Origin of the sequence: Ralstonia sp. 25C (genome assembly GCF_051904805.1) — a bacterium.
Lineage (GTDB): Bacteria > Pseudomonadota > Gammaproteobacteria > Burkholderiales > Burkholderiaceae > Ralstonia.
The window spans coordinates 611,014-634,099 of record NZ_CP196738.1 but is presented as its reverse complement, the minus strand read 5'-3'; the positions used below and the strand labels follow the sequence as shown (position 1 = coordinate 634,099).

Here is a 23,086-nt window from a genome sequence, read left to right as displayed (position 1 = left end):
GCGTTGGCAGATCAAGCCGGCGTTGGCGCGTGCAGCAGGGCAACGCACGCGAGTTCCGGCAGCTGGTGTGTGACGAGTGCCGCTGCTGCGCCCTCGCGCGATTCATGCAGCAGATCTGCCGGGCTGCCGGCCAGCGCGGTCGGCACGGCCACGGGTAGCGCACCCAGGTTGAGCGCGATCGTCAGCACACTGCCATCGCCCAGGCGCCAGCGGGCCAGTACACCGGTGGTACCCAGCGGCACGGCGTCGAGCGCGCGTGTGCCGGGCAGGCGCGGGATGATCTCCGCATGGCGCAGCGCCAGCAGCCGGTGCGTGCGGTTGAGCCACGCGATGTGCTCAGGGTTGGAGGGAGCAGCCTCGCCGGGGCAGGACGCCAGGTAGGTGCGTTCGTCGTTCGGGTCGGGAATGCGCTCGCGCTGCTGCGGGTCGGCAAACGCGGCGAACTTTGCAAACTCGCGCCGCCGCCCTTCGCGCACGGCATCAGCCAGGGCGCCATGGTGGCTGGTGAAGTACAGGAACGGGCACAGGCTGCCCCATTCCTCACCCATGAACAGCATGGGGATTTGCGGGCACAGCAGCAGCAACACCTGCGCAGCGTGCAGCGCATCGGGGTGGGCCAGGCGAGTCAGGCGATCCCCGAAGGCGCGGTTGCCGATCTGGTCGTGGTTCTGCAGAAACAGCACGAAGGCGGTGGGCGGCAGGTGCGCGCTCGGTTCGCCGCGCGGTGCGTTGTCGTGGATGGGCGAGGGCTCCCCTTGGTAGCAAAAGCCTTCTTGCAGCACGCGCGCCAGGCGCTGCGCTGGGGCGTCGGCATACGCGGCGTAGTAGGCTTCGCGCTCGCCGGTCAACAGCACATGCAGCGCGTTGTGGCCGTCGTCGTTCCATTGCGCGTTGAAGTCGCCGTGGGCGTGTGGCGCTGTGTCGCCGCCATGCAGCAACGATGCCGCGTTGTGCTCGTTCTCCAAGACGAGATGGACATGCCGGTCGGGCTCTACGGAGAGCCGCACGCGCCCGGCCAGTTCGCCCAGCCAGTCGCGCTCGGTGATGGCATGCACGGCGTCGAGCCGCAGGCCGTCCACGCGATATTCCATCAGCCACATCAGCGCGTTCTGGATGAAGAACTCGCGCACCTCGGGCACGCGAAAGTCGATGGCTACGCCCCATGGCGTGTGTACGTCATCGCGGAAGAAGCCGCGCGCATAGTGGTGCAGGTAGTTGCCGTCGGGGCCGAAGTGGTTGTAGACCACATCGAGAAACACCATGATGCCCAGGCCGTGCGCCGCGTCGATCAACGCCTTGAGCTCATCCGGCGTGCCGTAGCTGGCATCGGGCGCGAAGGGCAATACGCCGTCATAGCCCCAGTTGCGGGCGCCCGGAAACTCGCCCACCGGCATGAGTTCGATGGCCGTGATGCCAAGCCGTGCCAGTTCGTGCAAGCGCGCACGCACGCCACGGAAGCCGCCCAGGGTGCCGACGTGCAACTCGTACAGCACGGTCTCGTGCCACGGGCGGCCGCGCCAGTCCGCATGCTGCCAGCGGTAGTGCTGCGGATCGACAACGAGACTCGGGCCTGCCACGTCTTGCCACTGCGCGCGCGCGGCAGGGTCGGGCACGGACAACGTGATGCCCTCGCGATTGGTGACGCGGTATCGGTAGCTGGCGCCGCCACCGACGGGCGCGACGACGGCATACCAACCGCCGGGCTCGGCTGCCATGCGGATGGCGCTGCTGCCGTTACTGCTGCCGATACCGCTATCGATGTCCACCCACGCGTCGGTGGCATCCGGTGCCCACAGGCGAAAGCGCGTGGAGCCGTCGGGCAGGACGGTGGCGCCAAACGGCATGTCGTGCGCAAACCGGGCAGCGGATTCGGTCATGGTGTGCGGTCTCCCTCTTCGTTGCCGGCGGTGGGCTCGGATTGACTGGGGGCGGTGGGCTGCAGGCGGGTGTCTTGCTGCGCATCGCGTTGCGTGTCCGAGGCTGGGTTGACGGTCTCGCCTGTGACATCCGCATCGGGGTGGCCGGCAATGCGCGCAATGCTGGCGAGCTGCGTGGCCAACATCAGCACCACGCTGCGGCCCGCCACGTGCAGCGTGCTGCCGGTGTGCGGGCGGGCATCCTGTTCGGGGGCAGCGCTGTCGATGGCGAGCAGCCAATCCATGGCGGGCTCCGGCAGCGTGAAGGTCAGGTCGGCCGCCGCACCGTTGATGAGCAGCAATGCCACGTGCGGCCGTGCCTCTCCGTCGATGGTCTCGATGCACGCACGGCGCAGCGCGAGCGCGCGGGCCTCGCTGTCGTTCCACGCCTCGGGCGACAGCACCTGGCCGCGCTCGTCAAACCACGCGATGTCAGGCACGCCGGGCAGGATCTCGATATTGCCGTGCACGTAGTGCGGCCATCGCAGTGCAGGGCTGGCCTTGCGCAACGCGATGAGCCGCGCGGTGAACTGCATGAGCGTCTGCCCCGGGCCCGTTTGCATCAAGGACCAGTCGAGCCAGGACATGGCGTTGTCCTGGCAGTACGCGTTGTTGTTGCCGTCTTGCGTGCGGCCGAATTCATCCCCCGCCAGCAGCATCGGCGTGCCGTTGGAGAAGAACACGGTCGCCAGCAGCGCGCGCATCACGCGCTCGCGCGTGGCCTGGATCGTGGAGTCGTCGGTCGGGCCTTCAGTGCCCCAGTTGGCGCTGCAGTTGTCGTTGTGACCGTCGCGGTTGTCTTCGCCGTTGGCCTCGTTGTGCTTGTCGGCGTAGGAGACGAGATCACGCAGCGTGAAACCATCGTGCGAGGCCACGTAGTTGATGGAGGCCCACGGTCGGCGGCGCCGGCGGTCGAAGAGATCGCCGCTGCCGGTCAGGCGCGCCGCGAGATCGGGCCGCTGGCCGGAATCTCCCCGCCAGAACCGGCGGATGCCATCGCGGAAGCGGTCATTCCATTCTGCAAAGCCGGGCGGATGGTTGCCGACCTGATAGCCATCGGGGCCCACGTCCCACGGCTCGGCGATGAGCTTGACGGTGGAGAGCACCGGGTCTTGCCGGATGGCATCGAAGAAGCCCGAACCGGGATCGAAGCCGCCGCCCTCGCGCCCCAGCGTCACGCCCAGGTCAAAACGGAAGCCATCCACGTGGAACGCGTTGACCCAGTAGCGCAGCGAATCCATCACCATCTGCAGCACGCGCGGGTGCGACAGGTTGAGCGTGTTGCCGCAGCCCGTGTCGTTGATGTAGTAGCGCTCCTGGCCTGGCACGAGGCGGTAGTAGCTAGCGTTGTCCAGGCCCCGGAACGACAGCGTTGGCCCCAGTTCGCTGCCCTCGCAGGTGTGGTTGTAGACCACGTCGAGCAGCACCTCGATACCTGCCGCGTGCAACCGCCGGATCGCCACCTTCAGCTCGTGTACCGACGGGCCGGACAGGTACGTCGGCTCCGGCGAAAAAAAGCACAGCGTGTTGTAGCCCCAGTAGTTGCGCAGGCCGCGCTCGACCAGAAACTGGTCCTGCAGAAAGGCCTGCACGGGCAGCAGCTCAATTGCCGTCACGCCCAGCTTCTGCAGGTGGTCGATGAACACCGGATCGCCCAGCGCGCTGAACGTACCGCGTTCGGGCGGCAGTAGATCGTTGCGCAGCATTGATACGCCGCGCACGTGCGCTTCGTAGATGACGGTGCGGGACCACGGTGTGTTGGGGCGCACGTCGTTGCCCCAGTTGAAGGACTCGTCGGTGACGATGCCCTTTGGCATGGCGGGGGCGCTGTCGCGGCGGTCGAATGAAAGATCGCCGCGGTTGGAGTTCAGTCGATAGCCGAAGAGGGCATCGGACCAGCGTAATGCGCTGACCAGCCGGCGGGCGTAGGGGTCGAGTAGCAGTTTGTGCGGGTTGAAGCGGTGGCCATGCTGTGGTTCCCACGGGCCGTAGGCGCGGTAGCCGTAGACGAGGCCGGCTTCCACGCCGGGGAGGTAGCCGTGCCAGACCTCGTCGGTGCATTCGGGCAGGGGGAAGCGGGTCAGCTCTTTGCGGCCGGTGGGGTCGAAGATGCAGAGCTCGATCTTGCTGGCGTTGGCGGAGAAGACAGCGAAATTGATGCCTAGGCCGTCCCATTGGGCGCCTAGGGGGAAGGGTTTGCCGGGGGAGAGGGAGTTTGGGAGACGGAGCATTGGTGGTTGGTGCTTGCGATGTTTTCTTTGCCTTGGTGGTCCATCTCCGTTTCACCCCCTGCCGGGGGCGACTCACTTTCTTTGTCTTGCCAAAGAAAGTAAGCAAAGAAAGGCGCGCCCGAGATGGCGACTTCCCCTTGAATTTGTGTAACCGGGCGGAGGCCGGGAAAACTCGCTTCGCTCAAACAGTTCCCGGCCTTTTTTCCGCCCGCTTACACAAATTCAAGGCGCCATCTAGGGCAGGGTACGGCCACCCCATCTGTGAACCGCCCGTGGCGCTGCGTTTCTTGCCCCCTTCCACGGCTCAAAGCCCGATGCCGGTGTTCTGAACTCCGCTGTCGAAGCTCCGAGGTCCGTTGTCGAAGCCCAAAGGTCCGATACCGAGGCTCCAAGGTCCAATACCGCAGCTCAAAGCTCCGATGCCGAAGCAAAAAGTGCCGAGCTCGGGGCTCCAACACTCAAGCGTGGAGCACAGAGGCTCGACTTCTGAGCCAATTGCTCCGACGCCCGAGCAAAAAGGTCCGATGGGTCGGAGTTCTGAGCCCCGCGTTCGGAGCAAAAGGCTCCGGCTTCGGAGCCCCAAGCACGGCGTGCGGCGCTATTTGCTCCACGGGCGGCTCTCAAAGCTCGCCGATGCCGAGCTCAACGTGCCGACTGCGAAGATCAGCCCACCGAACTCGAGGCAAATACGGCGGAGCCTGGCAATCAGCGCGCCAAACACGAGGCTCCAAGCCCGACCAGTGCCCCAAAAACCGTGACCTCCGACGTCCTAACCCCCGCACCAGGCGCCAACATTGACCCCATGATGGTGTGGCCGTTCCTTGCCCTAGATGGCGCCTTGAATTTCTGTTGCAGGGAGGAAAAAGAGGGGAGGCCTGTTTGAGCGAAGCGAGTTTGCCTCCCCTCCCTCCCTGCGACAGAAATTCAAGGAGTCCTTCGCCATCTCGGGCGCGCCTTTCTTTGCTTACTTTCTTTGGCAAGACAAAGAAAGTGAGTCAGCCCCGGCAGGGGATGAAACAAGGGGCACACCACCAACAAAAAACTCAAACCTTAAAAACCACAACCCCAAGCGGTGGCAACCGCAACACCAACGACTGCCCCTGCCCATGCGCAGCCACATGATCCACATCCACCGCCCCACCATTCCCCAGATCACTACCGCCATACACGGCGGCGTCCGTGTTCAACACCTCACGCCATTGCACAGCGCCATCAGCAGGCGGCACCCCAATCCGATACCCTTCCCGCGGCACAGGCGTCATATTCGCCACCACCAGCATTGGCCGCCCCTCACCATCCAACCGCAGGAACGCGAACACGCTGTTCGCACGGTCATCCCCAATCACCCAGTTGAACCCTTCCGGCGCGCAATCCCGCGCATGCAATGAAGGCTCGCTCCGATACAGCGCATTGAGGTCATGCACCAGCCGCTGCACACCACGGTGCCGCGGGTCATCCAGCAGGTGCCATTCGGGGGATGCATCGTGGTTCCATTCCCCCACCTGCCCAAACTCGCTCCCCATGAACAGCAGCTTCTTGCCCGGGTGCGTCCACATGAACGCCAGGTAGGCGCGCAGGTTGGCCAAGCGCTGCCACTCATCGCCGGGCATCTTGCCGAGCAGTGAGCCCTTGCCGTGCACCACTTCATCGTGCGAGATCGGCAGGATGAAGTGCTCGGAGAACGCGTACACCAGCCCGAACGTCATGCCGTCGTGATGGTGCTGGCGGTACACCGGGTCGCGCTGCATGTAGTGCAGCGTGTCGTGCATCCAGCCCATGTTCCACTTGTAGTCGAACCCCAGGCCGTTGAATTCCACCGGCGCGGTCACGCCCGGCCATGCGGTGGATTCTTCGGCGATGGTGATGGCGCCGGGGCAGCGTTCGTGCACCACCGTGTTCATCTGCTGCAGAAAGGCGACGGCTTCGAGGTTTTCCCGGCCGCCGTATTGGTTGGGCACCCACTCGCCGGCGCGGCGGGAGTAATCGCGGTAGAGCATCGACGCCACGGCATCGACGCGCAGGCCGTCGATGTGGAAGCGCTCCAGCCATTCCAGCGCGCTGGCAATCAGGAAACCGCGCACTTCGTTGCGGCCAAAGTTGTAGATGAGCGTGTTCCAGTCCTGGTGAAAGCCTTCGCGCGGGTCCTGGTGTTCGTACAGCGACGTACCGTCGAATTGCGCCAGGCCGTGCGCGTCGGTCGGGAAATGCGCGGGGACCCAGTCGACGATGACACCCAGATTGGCCTGGTGGCAGCGATCGACAAAGCGCGCGAACGCTTCCGGCGAGCCGAATCGTGCGGAGGGTGCAAACAGCCCAAGCGGCTGATATCCCCAACTACCACCAAAGGGGTGCTCGGCCACGGGCAGCAGCTCGATGTGCGTAAAGCCCAGCGCGGTGACGTAGGGGATCAGCCGATCCGCCAGCTCATCCCACTGCAGATTGCGGCCGCCGTCTTCCACATCCCGCAGCCACGAGCCGGCGTGGACTTCGTAGATGCTGATGGGCGCGTCGGGCTTCTGGCGTTCGGCGCGGCTCTGCATCCAGGCGTCGTCGCCCCAACGTAAGGGTGCCGGGTCGGCCACGACGGATGCGGTGGCGGGTGGTGGCTCGGTCTGCCGCGCAGCCGGGTCGGCCTTGACCACCAGGCGCCCATCCGCGCCGATCAGTTCGAACTTGTAGCGGGCACCCGGGCCCACGCCAAGCCCGCTGGGCAGGAACAGCTCCCACACGCCGGCCTGATGGCGCAGTCGCATCGGGTGGCGGCGGCCGTCCCACTGGTTGAAGTCGCCCACCACGGATACGCGCTGCGCATTCGGCGCCCAGACGGCAAAGCGCACGCCGCTCATGCCATCCATCCGCACGGCCTGCGCGCCCAGGCAGCTGGCCAGCGTCCAGTGCGTGCCTTCATTGAGCAGGTGCAGATCCAGATCGCCTAGCAGCAGGCCGAAGGCGTAGGGGTCTTCAGTTTCCTGCACGGCTTCATGGCCGGTGCCGGCGGGCCAGATGATGCGCAGGCGGTAGGACTCCGGATGGCCGAAGACCTCTTGCGCATCGGCGCGCAGCGGGCCATGGAAGAGCCCCGTGCGGCCCACGGGCGTCATCTCGGTAATGATCTGGCCGCGTGCATCGATGGCCTGCACGCGGCGCGCCCCCGGGTAGAAGGCGCGCACCATCCAGCGCGGTCCGTCATCGGTGTCGACGCGATGTGGCCCCAGTACGGCAAACGGATCGCCCAGGCGGCCGTGCGTGAGCGCATCGACCTGCGTCGGATCGACGCCGGGCGGCAGCACCATCGGCGGTTCCGGGGCGGTGGTCGTTTTGGGACGGGTGGCAAAGTCGAGCGCGGTCACGGTGGGCCTCCGGTCGAGTCTTCCGCGGCGGGCGGTGGTGCTTCCGCATGCAGCAGACGGCGTGCCACGCGCGTGAAGCCCGCCAGCGGAATCGGCAGCCATGCGGGCCGGTTGGCGCATTCGTAGTTGACCTCGTACGCGGCCTTTTCCAGCAGGAAGAGGTCGAGCAGGTGTAGGTTGACCACTGGCTGGTCGAGCGCATTCAGATCGGGCCCCCCGGGTTTGCCCACAGCGGCGGCATACGCTTCCAGGAAGCGCTCGGTCGAGGCCGAGCGGAACAGCTCAAGCAAGTGGTTGCGGCGCTCTTGCGCGGGGCCGGCCACGTGTTCGGGGCCTTGCCGCATGGCGCCCACCACGTAGTCGAGCGAGCGCATCAGCCCGGCCACGTCGCGCAGCGGGCTGGTTTTGCGCCGGCGTTCTTCCACCGGGCGCGAGGGCTCGCCTTCAAAGTCGATGAGGAAGGCGTCGCCCTGCGCCACCAGCACCTGGCCGAGGTGGAAGTCGCCATGGATGCGCGAGAGCGTGGCGCCCAGGCCGTCTTTGGCATGCGTGCGCGCGGCGTCAAGCAGCGCCTGGCGCTGCGACACCAGCCATTGCACGTCGGGGTTCTGCGCGTTTTCCGGGTTTTGCTGCTGCCATGCCGTCAGGTTGTCGAGCGCGCGGGTGAGCTGTTCGCTCACGCGGGCCGTCCAGTACGCGACGTCCTCCGCGTCGGCAATGCGTGCGCCAAAGCTTGGGTCTTCAGTGGGCGCAGCCAGGGCGGCGTGCAACTCGCCCAGACGCGTGCCAATCGTGCCGATGAAGCTGACGTAACCGGCCAGCGCCTCGTCGGTGTCCACGCGCGCTTCCGATACAGCCACGGGCGACGATTCCCCATCGCCTGCGGTCACGCCTTCCATCAGCACAGCCAGCTCATCGATGGTGCGGCGCAGGTAGTCCAGCGCCCACGTCCACGCATCGCCCTGGTTGGGTACGAAGCTCTGCATGACGGCCAGCGTGGCGCGTTCACCGTCCGCGCTGTGGTGCGAGACCTCGCCAATCAGCGCGGCTGTGTTGGCATAGCCCACGCGCGTGAGGTGCCGCGTCATCTCCACTTCGGGGTGGATACCGGTGGCAATGCGGCGGATCAGTTTGACGATGACGGACTCGCCGATCACCAGCGAGCTGTTGGATTGCTCGGCCGCCAGCCATTGGATGGGCGTGTCGGGTGCGAGCGGCAACGGGGCAGGGCGTACGGCACCGGCCTCCGCACTGTCCACCGGTTCGGACAGCTCGGCGATATTCGGCTCGGGTTCGAAACGCACGGTGCCGTCGTTTGCTTCCAGCGTGGTGCCGCGCACGAGGTTGGTGAGCAGCGCGCGGGCGAAGGTCTCGGTGGTGAAGGCGTCGGTCAGGTAGCCGACATGGCGGCCGCGCCGCACACGCGCGAGTGCGAGCTGGATCGGCAGTGCGGGCAGTGTGGCCGATTCCCACGCGATGGACAGCGGCAGCAGATAGCGCTCAACGCGTTCGGTGCCATCGGTGCTACCCAGCGTCACGGCCACTTCGTTGAGGAACACCTCGGGCCGTGTGGCGCCTGCCAGCGGCCGATTGGTGGACGCGGCATCCACCGGCACGGTCGCCCCCCAGGCGAACTTCGCGCTGCGCAGCACGCTGTCCTTGGCGGCAAACCAGCGGCGCTTGGGCAGGTATGTCGGCAGGATCTCGCGTTCGATAAGCTGGCGGTGCGCTTCGCGCTGGCGCGTGTCAGACACGGCATCCAGCCCGGCACGCAGCACCAGCGTGGTGAACTCGGGCAACTGTTCGGCGGCCGGTTGCGCCCAGCTCGGGCCGGGCTCGTTCTCGCGCAGCTCCAGCCAGTAGAACGCATACGGCGGCAACGTGAGCAGATACGAGAGCTGCCCGATGGGCGGAAACGCCGTCCCGCCAATCAGCTCCACCGGCACGCGTTGCGCATATGCCGATAGGTCCAGCTCCACCGCCTGCGAAGCGCGGGAGAGGTTCGCCACGCACAGGATGGGCGCCTCACCCTCCAGCGCGCGGATATACGCCAGCACCTTGCGATTGGCGGGCTGCAGAAACTGGATGGAGCCCCGCCCGAACACGCGATGCCGCTTGCGCGTCGCCAGCAGCCGGCGGGTCCAGTTCAGCAGCGAGTGCGCATCGCGGCTTTGCGCTTCCACGTTCACCGATTCATAGCCGTACAGCGAGCCCATGATGGCGGGCAGCACCAGCTGCTCTGGATCGGCGCGCGAGAAGCCGCCGTTGCGGTCAGGCGACCATTGCATCGGTGTGCGCACGCCGTCGCGGTCGCCCAGGTGGATGTTGTCGCCCATGCCGATTTCGTCGCCGTAATACATGACGGGCGTGCCGGGCATCGAGAACAGCAGGCTGTTCATCAGCTCCACACGGCGGCGGTCGCGTTCCAGCAGCGGTGCCAAGCGTCGGCGGATGCCAAGGTTCAAGCGGGCGCGGCGGTCGCTGGCGTAGACCTCCCACAGGTAGTCGCGCTCGGCGTCGGTCACCATTTCGAGCGTCAGTTCGTCGTGGTTGCGCAGGAAGATGGCCCACTGACACGTGGGCGGCACTTCCGGCGTCTGCCGCATGATGTCGGTGATCGGGAAGCGGTCTTCCCGCGCGATCGCCATGTACATGCGCGGCATCAGCGGAAAGTGGAACGCCATGTGGCATTCGTCACCGGCGCCGAAGTATTCCTGTGTGTCTTCGGGCCACTGGTTGGCCTCGGCCAGCAGCAGGCGGTTCTTGAATTCGGCATCCATGGCCGCGCGAATCTTGCGCAGCACAGCGTGCGTTTCGGGCAGGTTCTCGTTCGAGGTGCCTTCGCGCTCCACCAGATAAGGCACGGCATCCAGCCGCAGGCCATCCACACCGAGGTTCAGCCAGAACTTCATCACGCCCAGCACCGCTTTCAGCACGCGCGGGTTGTCGAAGTTCAGGTCGGGTTGGTGCGAATAGAAGCGGTGCCAGTAGTAGGCCTTGGCCACCGGGTCCCACGTCCAGTTGGAGGGCTCGGAGTCGATGAAGATGATGCGGGTGCCGGCGTACTTCTTGTCGTGGTCGGACCACACATAGAAATCGCGCAGCGCAGACCCCGGCTTGGCGCGCCGCGCGCGCTGGAACCACGGGTGCTGATCCGACGTGTGGTTGATGACCAGTTCCGTGATCACCCGCAGGCCGCGCGCATGCGCCTCGGCAATGAAGCGGCGCGCGTCGGCCATGGTGCCGTAGTCGGGGTGCACGCCGCGGTATTCGGCGATGTCGTAGCCGTCGTCCCGGCGCGGCGACGGGTAGAACGGCAGCAGCCAGATCACATCCACACCCAGCTCGGCGATGTAGTCGAGCTTGGAGATCAGGCCGGGGAAATCCCCCACGCCATCGTTGTCCGAATCGCAGAACGACTTGACGTGGATCTGGTAGATGACGGCGTCCTTGTACCAGAGCGGGTCGTCCACCAGCAGCGCGGTCGGGTTGCGCGTCATGACGGTTGCTCCTCCGATGGCAGGGCCGGGCGGACGCGCCAGATGGCAAATGGCTGCTCGGGCTCCAGGCGGATGTGCTGCCACTTGCCGCGCCATACCGTGCGCTGGCTGGTGACGAGGTTCTCGGCCATCAGTGCGCCGTGGTCAGGCAGGCCCCATTGCCACAGCGGCAGTTCGATGTCGGACTCATGCGCGTGATGCGGGTCGAGGTTGATGGCGACGAACAGCGTGTTGTCGCCGAAGCGGTCCGGCGGCAGCGCGTCGGGCAGCTCTGCGGGATTGCCGGGTAGTACTGGCGGCGTCGATTTGCTGAAGAACAGGATGTGCTCGCCGGACGCTGGCTGGAACGTCACGCCCAGGTGCGAATGCAGCGCGGGGTTTGCCCGGCGGATGCGGTTGAGCAGGGCGATCTCTTTGACGATGTTGCCGGGGCGGTCGTGGTCCCACGCGCGCAGCTGGTACTTCTCGGAATTGAGGTACTCCTCCTTGCCAGGCACCGGTGCGCCTTCACACAGCTCGAAGCCGTTGTACACGCCCCAGAGGCCCGACAGCGTGGCGGCCAGCGCGGCACGAATCAGAAAACCCGGCCGCCCCGAGGTCTGCAGAAACACCGGGTTGATGTCCGGCGTGTTGACGAAGAAGTGCGGGCGGAAATATTCACGCACCGGCGTGCGCGTCAGCTCGTTCAGGTAGTCGATGAATTCCTGCTTGGTATGCCGCCACGTGAAGTACGTGTACGACTGCGAGAACCCCACCTTCGCCAGCCGGTACATCACCTTCGGCCGGGTAAAGGCTTCGGATAGGAACACCGCATCGGGGTAACGCGCGCGCACCTCGCCGATCATCCATTCCCAGAACGGCAGCGGCTTGGTGTGCGGGTTGTCGACGCGGAACAGGCGCACGCCTTCGTCGGCCCAGAACATCACCACGTCGCGCAGGGCAAGCCACAGTGCGGGTTTGGCGTCGCTGGCATAGAAGTTGACGTTGACGATGTCTTCGTACTTCTTGGGCGGGTTCTCGGCGTACTTGATGCTGCCGTCGGGGCGCCACGCAAACCAGCCGGGGTGCTCGCGCAGCCAGGGGTGGTCGGGCGAGCATTGAATGGCGAAGTCGAGCGCCAGCTCCAGGCCCTTATCGCGGGCGGCGTCGCGTAAGCGGCGGAAGTCCTCCAACGTGCCCAGTTGCGGGTGGATGGCGTCGTGCCCGCCTTCTGCGGCGCCAATGGCGTAGGGGCTGCCTGGGTCCTCGGGCCCGGCCTGTAGGCTGTTGTTACGGCCCTTGCGGTTGGTGCGGCCGATGGGGTGGATGGGCGGGAAATACAGCACGTCGAAGCCCATGCCACGAATGGCGCCCAGGCGGCGGATCACGTCATCGAAGGTGCCGTGCCGTTGTTCGTCGTCTGAAGCCGAGCGCGGGAAGATTTCGTACCAACTCGCGAACGCTGCACCGCCGCGTTCGACCTCCAGCGGATACGACACGCTCTCCACATAGAACGGCCGATAGTGCGAGGCCTGCGCCATCACGTGCGCAGTCACCGGGTCCAGCAGCAGTTGCAGGCGGCGGGTGTCGTCGGCATCGGCAAGCAGATGGGCGAGCTTATGCAGGGCATCGACGGGCGCGTCCTTGGGCGCATGCTCGGCGGCTTGTGAGACAAGGCGCGCGCCTTCTTCCAGCTCCAGCGTCACGTCGACACCGGCGGTGTGCTTCTTCTCCAGCTCCGAACGGTAGGTGCCGAACGCATCGCGCCAGGCGCCGATGGCGTACAGGTGGCGCCCGAGCCGTTCGGGCCGAAACGCGCCGCGCCAGCGGTCGTTGCCCAGCGGCACCATCGGCACGTGCTGCCAAGCGTCTTCATCCTGCGCGCGCCACAACAGATGCACGGCCAACTGGTCATGCCCATCCATCAACACATCGGCTTCAACGACGATGTCGTCGCCCACCAGGCGCTTCACGGCAAAGCGGCCATCGTCCACAGACGGCTGGACCTGCTCGATGCCGATGCGCGGTGATGCAATGGCTGCGTTGACCGGGTCCTTTGCGCTGCCGGCCCTGGCGCGTGTGCCCTTGGCTGGCGCTGCGCTGGCAACTCGGACCGGCGCATTGCGGAACACGCGCCACACCTGTACGTCACCGGGCAGCAGATCAATTTCGGCTAACGGCCGGGCGGTGGGGCGCAGCGTTTCGTCGTTGCTGCCCGGGGGCTCGGTCAGCAGGTCCAGCGCCACGCCGCGCGTAAAGCCGCCGGCCACGCCAGGCAGGAAATGATCCGCATGCACCGATACGCCCATGTGCAGATCCGGGTTGATGACGACCAGCGTGGCGGTATCGCTGGCGCGCAGGTCGGGGCCATCGGCGCGTAGCAGAGCGGTGGCGGGCGCGTCGGGGCCGGTCAGCATGCGCAGTTCGGCATGCGGTGCGATGGTGTTGGCCTCGCGCGCGGCCCGGATGGTAGCGTTCACGTCGCGCACGGCGTCGCTCAGGTCGAAGGCGGCGTGCGCGTCGATCCATTGCTGATCGGATGGGTCACCGCGCTCGGCCAGCATCGGCAGCAAGGCGCCGCGCTCGAAGCCCAGCGGCATCAGCCAGCCGGCATCCAGCGTGTCCGCCACGTGAAGCAGGCGGCGATAGGCGCGCTCACGCACCATCGCATCGCCGAACGCTTGTCCGTAGCGCGTGCCGAACGGGGCTTCGACGGTGGCGATGGGCGGGGCGACGGCAGCCAGGCGTGCGTGTTCCTCCACCATCCAGCCCGCACGGAAGTCCCACCAGCGCAATGACGAGAACGTGGCGTCAAAGCCCACGCCCGCCAGGGCTTCCACGGCACTGGCGTCCATGCCCGGTGTCCACGCGAGGAAGCGTGTGGCAGTGTCCTTGCGCACGTCGGCAATGAGCGTACGCCAGCGTTCCGCGGGCAGGCGCGTCGGTGCTTCGCAGCGGAAACCGCCGATGCCCAATGCGGCCCACGCGCGCAGTTGCTGCGTCCACCACGCGAGGATGGCGTCGGCGTAGCGCGGGTCGTGGTGGCGGAAGCAGGCCACTTCCAGATGCGAGGGCGGCAGGCGGGGGTCCAGCGCATCGCCGTCTTCTGCTTGGCTGCTAAACCAGTCGGGGTGGTCGGCGCGCAGGGGCGCATCGGTGGCCAGGCGATCGATCACGAGATCGAGCAGTAGGGTGAGCCCACGCTGTTGGCACGCGCTGGCCAAGGCAGCGAGTGCCGCATCCGCCGGCCCGCCGCCCAGCGCAGCATGCAGTTGCGCATGATCGCGCGTGGCGAAGACGTTCCCACCCGCGCTGACTGCAAACGGCGGGGCCATCAGCACATGGTCAAAGCCTAGGGAGGCAATGCGATCCAACACGCCGTCCCACCGGTCCAGCCGGCCGAGTTGCAGCGGGTGCACATAAACCATGGCCGGCGCGTAGGGCGCATCGGGTGGCGCGGTGGCCGGCCGCGATGCGGGTTTGGCAACCGCTTTGGCTTCGCTGCCGGGCGGCTTGGCGGCCTTGAGCGCGGCCGTGGTTTTGCGTGACGTGGTGGGTTTGGGTGTCTGGGTCGTAGGCATGCGTGACAGCCGTTGCAAACGTCAGGCGCGAATCTTCTCGGCGCTGGCAGCGCGCGCCACGGCGTGCGCGCGGACTTCGTCGGACAACGCCGTGCTGCGATGGCGGGCAGGCGTGCGCTCGGGGCGTCGCTCGTGGTGTTCCTGGCGGTGCGGGATCGCCGCAGCGTCCGGGGTGGATTCGGCCAGCGTCAATGTGGGCATCGGCGTGGCGGCCGGCACCAGCGTGCGGTACAGCGCGATGTACTCGCGCGCCGGCTGCGACCATCCGAAGTCCGTCGTCATGCCGTTGTATTGCAGGATGCGCCACGCCTGCGGCTGGGCGAAGACACGCAGCGCGCGCTCGACGGCGGCGACCATCGCCTCCGCGGTGTCGCCGTCGAACAGGAAACCCGTAGCGCCGCGCCAGGCGGCTTCAGGCGAGCCCCGATCCGTGATGGTGTCGATCAACCCGCCCACGCGGGACGCCACCGGCACGGTGCCATAGCGCATCGCATAGAGCGGCGTGAGGCCGCAGGGCTCGAAGCGGCTGCCGTGCAGGAGGAGGTCCGCGCCCGCATGCAGCAGGTGGGCGTGCGGCTCGGTGTAGCCGATCATGGCTGCCATCTGGCGTGGGTACCGGGCGGCCAGTGCTGCCATGCCGCTTTCGTATGGATGTTCTCCGCAGCCGAGCACGGCCACCTGCAAGCGCGGGTTCGCTTCCAACAACTGCGGCAACGCTTGCAGCGCCACGTCGGCCATCTTTTGATGCGTCAGGCGGCTGCCGAGCGCCAGCAGCGGGGCTTGCGCGTCTTCCGGCAAGCCGAAGCACTGCTGCAGCGCGCGCCTCGCGGCGTGCTTGCCGTTCAGGTCGGCGGCGAAGAAGGGGCGCGGCAGGAACGAGTCCTTCGCGGGGTTCCACACGTCGTTGTCGATGCCGTTGAGGATGGCGACCAAGTCTTGCTGGCGTGCGCGCAGCACGTCTTGCATGCCGCAGCCCGCCGTGTCGGTCAGGATCTCGCGCGCATACGCGTGGCTGACGGTGCTGATGCGGTCTGCCCACAACAGCCCCGCCTTCAGAAAGCTGAGCTGGCCCCAGAATTCCGCCGCCAGCGCGGCATCGGGCGGCACGCCGATCTGCGGTGCCATCTCCATCGGGAAATTGCCCTGGAAGGCCAGGTTGTGCACCGTGAAGACGGTCTTGGCCCGTGCACCCGCGCGCCGCATGAACAGCGGCACCAAGCCCGTGTGCCAGTCATGCGCCTGCACGATGTCGAAGCTGGGCGTGCCCGGTACCCCCGCAGCCACGCGCGCCGCCGCCTGGCTGAACGCGGCAAAGCGCAACGCGTTGTCGTCATATGGCGCACCGTGGTCGTCCAGATACGGGTTGCCTGGCCGATCGAACAGTGCCGGCGCGTCGAACAACAACACCGGCACCGCATGTGGCCCCATGGCGCCCTTGAGCAGACGCGCGCGCCCGCCGGGCAGGTCGGTCCACTCACAGACGGTTTGGGTGCGCTGCATCTGCGCGATGGCGCCGGGGTAGCCGGGCAGCATCACCGTCACGTGCAGGCCGGCACGCTGCAGCGCGCCCGCACATGCTCCCACCATATCTCCCAGCCCACCGGTCTTGGCCAGGGGCACCGCTTCTGAAGCGACAAAGAGGATATTCAGCGACAAGGTCATGCTCCCGGAGGAACCGCTTTCGCTGCGCCATCCATCAACCGTACGAACTGTGGATGGCGCCTGCATGCGGCGGAGGTTTGCGATCCTCCTGGGTGCGCAAGAGCTATGCCAGTCAGACAGATGCCGACACGCGTGCCACGTCGGCGCATGCGGTGCCTTGGCAGCCAGTGAGGATCACCGTGCGTGGCGGTTCACCCGAGCACGTGCGGGGTGTGCAACGTGGGAACGCGCGATGTAATTTCGCCTATGGCGAGGAGGGCACATTCGCTGGGGGATCGAGAGACTCGAGAGAACTGTCGCGGAGGCTCGATGTCAGGTGCGGGGCAGAGCGGCGACTTGAGGCTGGAGATAGTGCAATAGAAAAAAACAATCAATAAAATCAGATCAATCAACTTGTGCAATGCATCGAACGGCGATACGATCCACTCCGTTGTCAACCAAGCAACCCCAACCGAAAACCACTATGTCGCTGATCAATACTCAAGTCCAACCGTTCAAGGCCCAAGCGTTCCATAACGGCAAGTTCATCGAAGTTTCGGATGAGTCGCTCAAGGGCAAGTGGTCCGTGCTGATCTTCATGCCGGCCGCATTCACCTTCAACTGCCCGACCGAAGTGGAAGACGCAGCGGACAACTACGCTGAATTCCAGAAGGCTGGCGCAGAGGTCTACATCGTCACGACCGACACGCACTTCTCGCACAAGGTGTGGCACGAAACCTCGCCGGCCGTGGGCAAGGCACAGTTCCCGCTGGTGGGTGACCCCACGCACGCACTGACCAACGCTTTCGGCGTGCACATCCCGGAAGAAGGCCTGGCCCTGCGCGGCACGTTCGTGATCGACCCGCAAGGCGTGATCAAGACGATGGAAGTGCACGACAACGCCATCGCCCGTGACGTGAAGGAAACCCTGCGCAAGCTCAAGGCAGCACAATTTGTCGCCAACAACCCGGGCAACGTGTGCCCGGCCAAGTGGAACGAAGGCGCGAAGACCATCAAGCCGAGCCTCGACCTGGTCGGCAAGATCTAAGTAGCAAAGGCTGTTGCTGCAGAAATGCAGCGTGAAAAACGGCCGGCTCTGCCGGCCGTTTGCTTAAGGGCGACGGCATGTGCCGTGCCCTCTGATTTGTCCACACCCGGACTCAAAACGAATAAAGGAAGTCGTCATGCTGGATGCTGATGTCAAGGCCCAACTGAAGGCCTACCTCGAACGCCTCGTGCAGCCCATTGAGCTGGTCGCCAACGTCGATGACAGCGAGGGCTCCCGCGACATGATGGACCTGCTGCGTGATGTGGCCGAGCAGTCCAGCATGATCGTGCTGACCGAACAACGCGATGCCGCCGAGCGCGCACCGTCGTTCCTGATCCGCCGCACCGGCGCCGATGTGAGCGTACGTTTCGCCGCCATCCCGACGGGCCACGAGTTCACCTCGCTCGTGCTGGCGCTGCTGCAAGTGGGCGGCTATGCCCCCAAGCTTGAAGCCGACGTCATCGAGCAGATCCGCAACATCGAAGGCGATTTCCGCTTCGAGACCTACATGTCGCTCACGTGCCAGAACTGCCCGGACGTGGTCCAGGCGCTGAACGTGATGTCCGTGATCAACCCGCGCATCCAGCACGTCGCCATTGATGGCGCGCTGTATCAGGGCGAAATCGAAGCACGCCAGATCATGGCCGTGCCGACCGTGTTCCTGAACGGTGAAACGTTCGGCACGGGCCGCATGGGCGTGGAAGAGATCCTCGCCAAGATCGACACCGGCGCCGCCGCGCGTGATGCCGAGAAGCTGGCCGCCAAGGAAGCGTATGACGTGCTGATTGTCGGCGGTGGCCCCGCTGGCGCAGCGGCTGCCGTATACGCGGCACGCAAGGGCGTGCGTACCGGTGTGGTGGCCGAGCGGTTTGGCGGTCAGGTGCTCGACACGCTGGGCATCGAGAACTTCATCTCCGTGCAGGAGACCGAAGGGCCGAAGTTTGCCGCAGCGCTGGAGCAGCACGTGCGCCAGTACGACGTCGACATCATGAACACGCAGCGCGCGGTCAAGCTCACGCCGGCAGACAAGCCGGGCGGCTTTGCCGAGGTCACGCTGGCCAATGGCGCGGTGCTCAAGGGCCGTTCGATCATCCTGTCGACCGGCGCACGCTGGCGCAACGTGAACGTGCCGGGCGAGCAGGAATACAAGAACAAGGGCGTGGCGTACTGCCCGCACTGCGATGGCCCGCTGTTCAAGGGTAAGCGCGTGGCCGTGATCGGCGGCGGCAACTCGGGCGTGGAAGCGGCCATCGATCTGGCCGGCCTGGTGAACCACGTCACGCTGGTCGAATTTGCCGGCGAGCTGAAGGCCGATGCCGTGCTGGTGCGCAAGCTGCAAAGCCTGCCGAACGCGACCATCGTCACCAACGCGCAAACCACCGAGATCACCGGTGACGGCCAGAAGGTCAACGGCCTGCGCTACAAGAGCCGCGTGGACGGCGTCGAGCACGAAGTGGCGCTGGAAGGCGTGTTCGTGCAGATCGGTCTGGTGCCCAACACCGAATGGCTGGACGGTGCCCTGGAGCGCAACCGCTTCGGCGAGATCGTCGTCGATGCGCGCGGCCAGACCAGCGCGGAAGGCGTGTTCGCTGCAGGCGATGCGACCACGACGCCTTACAAGCAGATCATCATCGCGACGGGTGATGGTGCGAAGGCGGCACTGTCGGCGTTCGATCATCTGATCCGCGTGCCGCTGGCGGAAGCTGCCTGAAGCGGGAATCAAGCTGTATGAAGCCGGACCTTGCGATGAGCGGGTCCGGTTTTTTTATGGGTTCAGCGCTCGCGCCCGCGCTCCACACATGCGCGCCAGCCGGTCACTGGCGCGGCCTCAACATAAACCAACTGGCCTCCTCGAAAGACGGGGGCGAATCGACTCACTGCCCAAGCGCCTTGGAAAGCGTCGCCGCCTCGGCCACGACTAAGTCGGAGAATGCCGACACGCGGTCTTCCGTCATGCGCACCCCGGGGCCGAAAATGCAAAGCGAACCCGCGACGCGATCGGCGCCATTGAAGAACGGTGCCGCCAATGCTACGGCGCCTTCGATCAGTTCGTTGCGGCTGACGGCGTAGCCGCATTCACGAATGGCGGCCAGTTCGGTCGGGTCGATGTGGACATCGAGCGCCTCCACCGCAGCGCTGTCCATGTGCGCAAGGATCGCGCGTCCGCTGGCGCCCAGGGCCAGCTTTTCCCGATAGCCCAGACCGCGGCGGAAGCTCAGCGGCTGCACGCTTTCGACCTCGGCCACGCACACGCGGTACGCACCTTCCGGCACGAACAGCGCCACCGTTTCTCCGGTGGCTTCCCACAGGCGGCGCAACGGCGCCTGCGCGATGTCGGCAATGCGGTGGCTTGAGGCCCAGACATAGGCCAACCGCGCGACCGAACTCCCCAGCCGGAACCGCTGGGGCTCCCCGAACGACACCAGAAAGCCGTTGTGCTCCAGCGCGTTGAGCAGGCGGTACAGCGTCGGCCGGCTCAGGTCGACGCGCTTGAGCAGTTCCGCCACCGTCAACGCTTCGTCGCCTGGGCGGAAGGCCAGAAGGATGTCCAGCGCACGGTCCACGGCGCGCACGCTGTCCTGGTTTTTTTCGGCTTCCATGTGATGAGTTCCCGTCATTTCTGCTTTTTTCATCTTCGCCATTGTATTCAAAGTCGGTCTTGACCTTTCTCAAGTTGTTCGTACAATGGACTCAAATCTCATCAAGCGGACAAATCAAGGAGGATTTGGAGATGGACAAGCAGATGTCGGAAACATTGGTGCGCACGGGCCCCGGCACCGCAATGGGCGACCTGATGCGCCGGTACTGGGTACCGGCGCTGTTGGTGAGCGAGATTCCTGAGCCCGACTGCCCGCCTGTGCGCGTGCAGCTGCTGGGCGAGAAGCTGCTGGCGTTTCGCGATACCGAAGGCAAGGCGGCGCTGATCGACGAGTTCTGCTCGCACCGTGGCGTGTCGCTGTATTTCGGCCGCAATGAAGAGAACGGCATCCGCTGCGCGTATCACGGCCTCAAGTTCGACCGCGACGGCAAGTGCGTGGACGTGCCTTCGGCGCCGCAGGCCTGCAAGCACATGGGTATCAAGGCATACCCGACGATCGAGCGCGCGGGCATCGTCTGGGCCTACCTGGGCCCGAAGGACAAGCAGCCCGCGCCGCCCGACGTGGAGTGGTGCAACCTGCCCGCGAGCCATGTGTATGTCTCCAAGCGCCTCCAGGAGAGCAACTACCTGCAGGCGATGGAGGGCGGCATCGACACCAGCCACGTGTCGTACGTGCACCGCTACGAAGTCGACGATGACCCGATGCATCAGGGCACCGAGGCGCTGAAGTACATCAAGGCCGACGGCAACGTGATCTTCGATATCGAAAAGACGCCGGTAGGGCTCACGCTGTTCGGCCGTCGCAACGGCGATGCAGACACGTACTACTACCGCATCACGCAGTGGCTGTTCCCCTGGTACACGCTGATTCCGCCGTTTGGCGAGCATGCGCTGGGCGGCCATGTGTGGGTGCCCATCGATGACCACAACTGCTGGGCCTGGAGTATCAACTTCCGCCCCGATCGCCCGCTCACCGAGCAGGAACTGGTCGACATGAAGGCTGGCAAGGGCATCCACAACGAATACGAAGAAGGCTCCTGGCGCACCAAGGCCAACAAGGACAACGACTACCTGATCGACCGCCAGGCCCAGAAGGACAAGCGCGCCTATAGCGGCGTGTTCGGCTTCGCGGTGCAGGACTCGTCGCTACAGGAAAGCATGGGCCCGATTCAGAACCACGAAGCGGAGAAGCTGCTGCCCACCGACCGCGCGATCGTGATGTGCCGCCGCATGCTGTATGAAGCCGCCACGAACATGCGGAGCGATGTGGAACCGCCCGCGCTCGACGCCAGCGCCCAGCGCGTGCGCGCTGCCGGCGTGCTGCTGCCCAAGGATCAGAAGCCGCAAGAGTGGGCACGCGTGCATCTGGATGACGGCAAGGACCAGCCGGTCTATTCGGTGTAAGGCGGCGATGATGGAACTACGACAACGGCTCCAGGGCAAACGCGCCCTGATCACGGGCGGCGGAGGCGGCATCGGTGCTGCCACGGCGCGCCTGTTCTGCGCGGCGGGCGCGTCGGTCATGCTGGTTGACGCGAGCGCTGAAGCGCTGGAACGCACCGCCGCAGACATTGCTGCGCAGATTCCCGACGCTCAGGTGCAAACGCTGGCGGCCAACGTGAACGATCCGGAACAGGCCGAGCACGCCGTGCAGTTGGTGGCGGACAAGTTTGACGGCATGGACGTGCTCGTGAACAACGCGGCCATGCGCAACTACTCAGCACTCGCGGAAGTCACGCCGGACGAGTGGCACGCCATGATTGACGTGAACCTGGTCGGCACGTCGAACTACTGCAAAGCCGCGTTGCCCCTGCTGCGAGCATCCGGGCGGGGGAGCATCGTCAACGTCTCGTCCTGCTATGCGGTGACGGGCCGCAAGGGCATGGGCCTGTATGACGCCACCAAAGCCGGCATGCTGGCCATGACGCGCACGCTGGCCTTTGAAGAGGCCGCGCATGGGGTGCGAGCCAACGCCATCTGTCCGGGTTCAACGCTGACCGATTTCCATATCGGCCGCGCGCAGGCTGCCGGCAAGAGCGTCGACGTGCTCAAGACGCAGCGCCAGGACACCTCGCTGCTGGGACGCTGGGCATCGCCCGACGAAATCGCTTGGCCGATCCTTTGGCTGGCCAGCGACGAGGCTTCGTTTATCACCGGCACCACGCTGATGGTCGACGGTGGCTTGCACGTGATGTAGAGGTGGGTATGGACACATCGCAACTCACCGTGCGCGTGGTGCGCAAGCAGGTGGAAGCGGAAGGCATCTGCAGCTTTGAACTGGCTGACCCAGCTGGCGCGCCGCTGCCGGCGTTCTCCGCCGGCTCGCATATCGACGTGCAGATCCCGGGCGGTTTCACGCGTCAGTATTCGCTGTGCAACCACCCGGACGAGCGGCACCGGTATGTGATTGCCGTGCTGAGCGACGCTCAGTCGCGCGGCGGCTCGCGCGCCATGCACGAGGCCGTGGAAGAGGGCAGCACGCTGCGGATCAGCGCGCCGCGCAACCACTTCCATATTCAGGCGGACGCGCCACGGCATCTGCTGCTGGCCGGCGGCATTGGCATCACCCCGATGCTGTGTATGGCGCAATACCTGGCCAGCGATGGGCATGCGTTTGCCATGCACTACTGCGCCCGCTCGCGGGAACGCGCCGCCTTTGTCGAACAGCTTGGCAGCGCGCCCTATGCTGATCGGGTAGCGTTCCATTTCGATGATGAGGACGCAGCACAGAAGCTCGACATTCAGGCCGTGCTGGCGGAGGCCGGTGCGGATGTGCACCTGTACGTATGCGGCCCCAGGGGCTTCATGGATGCTGTGCTGGAGACAGCACGCCGGCTGTGCTGGTCAGAGGATCGCTTGCACTACGAATTCTTTGCCGCCAGCGCTGAGGCCACCGGCGATGCGTTTGAAGTGAAGCTCGCCAGCTCAGGCAAGACCGTTGCCGTGCCAGCGGGGCAGACGGTGGCGGAAGCGCTTGCCACGGCTGGCATTGATGTGCCGGTCTCTTGCGGGCAGGGCATCTGCGGGACCTGCCTGGTGCGCGTGCTCGAAGGCGAGCCCGATCATCGTGACCTGTACCTCTCCCCGGAAGAGCAGGCCAGGAACGACCAGTTCACGCCGTGCTGCTCGCGCGCAAGGTCGCGCACGCTGGTCCTCGATCTTTGAAAGAGCGGACGCAGAGCCGCCCATCAACGAACGACGCCCCGGACCCCTGGTACCGGGACACCACTGACACACGCGG

12 protein-coding genes are annotated in these 23,086 nt (G+C 65.7%); 5 read left to right on the top strand and 7 right to left on the bottom strand.

The genetic code is table 11. The features are described 5' to 3' along the window. Positions 1 to 11: 11 nt before the first annotated feature. The 6 genes from treZ to glgA form a co-directional block, all read right to left on the bottom strand. On the bottom strand, positions 12 to 1,877 hold the full coding sequence (gene treZ / locus ACS7SF_RS21325) for a malto-oligosyltrehalose trehalohydrolase (protein ID WP_439894117.1): 1,866 nt from the start codon (positions 1,875 to 1,877) through the stop codon (positions 12 to 14). Next, positions 1,874 to 4,147, bottom strand: coding sequence for a glycogen debranching protein GlgX (glgX, locus tag ACS7SF_RS21320; protein ID WP_439894116.1), 2,274 nt, complete (start codon positions 4,145 to 4,147; stop codon positions 1,874 to 1,876). The genes treZ and glgX overlap by 4 nt, the downstream gene beginning before the upstream one ends. A gap of 1,043 nt (positions 4,148 to 5,190) precedes the next feature. Further along, entirely contained in the window at positions 5,191 to 7,497 is a 2,307-nt protein-coding gene (glgB, locus tag ACS7SF_RS21315) for a 1,4-alpha-glucan branching protein GlgB (RefSeq protein WP_439894115.1), read from the bottom strand. Then, on the bottom strand, positions 7,494 to 10,997 hold the full coding sequence (gene treS, locus ACS7SF_RS21310; RefSeq protein WP_439894114.1) for a maltose alpha-D-glucosyltransferase: 3,504 nt from the start codon (positions 10,995 to 10,997) through the stop codon (positions 7,494 to 7,496). The genes glgB and treS overlap by 4 nt, the downstream gene beginning before the upstream one ends. After that, positions 10,994 to 14,557, bottom strand: coding sequence for a maltotransferase domain-containing protein (locus tag ACS7SF_RS21305; RefSeq protein WP_439894113.1), 3,564 nt, complete (start codon positions 14,555 to 14,557; stop codon positions 10,994 to 10,996). Before ACS7SF_RS21305 ends, treS begins: the two co-directional genes overlap by 4 nt. A gap of 21 nt (positions 14,558 to 14,578) precedes the next feature. Beyond that, positions 14,579 to 16,219: a glycogen synthase GlgA gene (gene glgA, locus ACS7SF_RS21300; RefSeq protein WP_439894112.1), complete on the bottom strand. Its 1,641-nt coding sequence runs from the start codon at positions 16,217 to 16,219 to the stop codon at positions 14,579 to 14,581. Positions 16,220 to 16,682: 463 nt separating this feature from the next. Here glgA and ahpC point away from each other — a divergent pair, with 463 nt between their 5' ends. Both ahpC and ahpF read left to right on the top strand, forming a co-directional pair. After that, positions 16,683 to 17,246: an alkyl hydroperoxide reductase subunit C gene (ahpC, locus tag ACS7SF_RS21295; protein WP_439894111.1), complete on the top strand. Its 564-nt coding sequence runs from the start codon at positions 16,683 to 16,685 to the stop codon at positions 17,244 to 17,246. A 136-nt stretch (positions 17,247 to 17,382) separates the two neighbouring features. Next, positions 17,383 to 18,957, top strand: coding sequence for an alkyl hydroperoxide reductase subunit F (gene ahpF, locus ACS7SF_RS21290; protein WP_439894110.1), 1,575 nt, complete (start codon positions 17,383 to 17,385; stop codon positions 18,955 to 18,957). Positions 18,958 to 19,120: 163 nt separating this feature from the next. Here ahpF and ACS7SF_RS21285 read toward each other — a convergent pair whose 3' ends face one another. After that, the gene (locus ACS7SF_RS21285; protein WP_439894109.1) at positions 19,121 to 19,846 is read right to left on the bottom strand and encodes an IclR family transcriptional regulator; all 726 of its coding nucleotides are present in this window, start codon (positions 19,844 to 19,846) and stop codon (positions 19,121 to 19,123) included. 131 nt (positions 19,847 to 19,977) lie between these two features. On the opposite strand from ACS7SF_RS21285, the gene ACS7SF_RS21280 reads away from it, so the two are divergent. The 3 genes from ACS7SF_RS21280 to ACS7SF_RS21270 are packed head-to-tail and all read left to right on the top strand — an operon-like array spanning position 19,978 to position 23,010. Next, positions 19,978 to 21,249, top strand: coding sequence for a Rieske 2Fe-2S domain-containing protein (locus ACS7SF_RS21280; protein ID WP_439894108.1), 1,272 nt, complete (start codon positions 19,978 to 19,980; stop codon positions 21,247 to 21,249). A 10-nt stretch (positions 21,250 to 21,259) separates the two neighbouring features. After that, positions 21,260 to 22,042, top strand: coding sequence for an SDR family NAD(P)-dependent oxidoreductase (locus tag ACS7SF_RS21275; protein WP_439894107.1), 783 nt, complete (start codon positions 21,260 to 21,262; stop codon positions 22,040 to 22,042). 8 nt (positions 22,043 to 22,050) lie between these two features. Then, positions 22,051 to 23,010: a PDR/VanB family oxidoreductase gene (locus ACS7SF_RS21270; protein ID WP_439894106.1), complete on the top strand. Its 960-nt coding sequence runs from the start codon at positions 22,051 to 22,053 to the stop codon at positions 23,008 to 23,010. Positions 23,011 to 23,086: the final 76 nt, after the last annotated feature.

What these genes read in the sequence shown, in the direction of transcription:
- glgX (WP_439894116.1), bottom strand. Translation starts at nt 4,147, where the DNA reads ATGCTCCGTCTCCCAAACTCCCTCTCCCCCGGCAAACCCTTCCCCCTA.
- treZ (WP_439894117.1), bottom strand. Translation starts at nt 1,877, where the DNA reads ATGACCGAATCCGCTGCCCGGTTTGCGCACGACATGCCGTTTGGCGCC.
- ahpF (WP_439894110.1), top strand. Translation starts at nt 17,383, where the DNA reads ATGCTGGATGCTGATGTCAAGGCCCAACTGAAGGCCTACCTCGAACGC.
- ACS7SF_RS21285 (WP_439894109.1), bottom strand. Translation starts at nt 19,846, where the DNA reads ATGGAAGCCGAAAAAAACCAGGACAGCGTGCGCGCCGTGGACCGTGCG.
- glgA (WP_439894112.1), bottom strand. Translation starts at nt 16,219, where the DNA reads ATGACCTTGTCGCTGAATATCCTCTTTGTCGCTTCAGAAGCGGTGCCC.
- ACS7SF_RS21280 (WP_439894108.1), top strand. Translation starts at nt 19,978, where the DNA reads ATGGACAAGCAGATGTCGGAAACATTGGTGCGCACGGGCCCCGGCACC.
- ahpC (WP_439894111.1), top strand. Translation starts at nt 16,683, where the DNA reads ATGTCGCTGATCAATACTCAAGTCCAACCGTTCAAGGCCCAAGCGTTC.
- ACS7SF_RS21305 (WP_439894113.1), bottom strand. Translation starts at nt 14,557, where the DNA reads ATGCCTACGACCCAGACACCCAAACCCACCACGTCACGCAAAACCACG.
- treS (WP_439894114.1), bottom strand. Translation starts at nt 10,997, where the DNA reads ATGACGCGCAACCCGACCGCGCTGCTGGTGGACGACCCGCTCTGGTAC.
- ACS7SF_RS21270 (WP_439894106.1), top strand. Translation starts at nt 22,051, where the DNA reads ATGGACACATCGCAACTCACCGTGCGCGTGGTGCGCAAGCAGGTGGAA.
- ACS7SF_RS21275 (WP_439894107.1), top strand. Translation starts at nt 21,260, where the DNA reads ATGGAACTACGACAACGGCTCCAGGGCAAACGCGCCCTGATCACGGGC.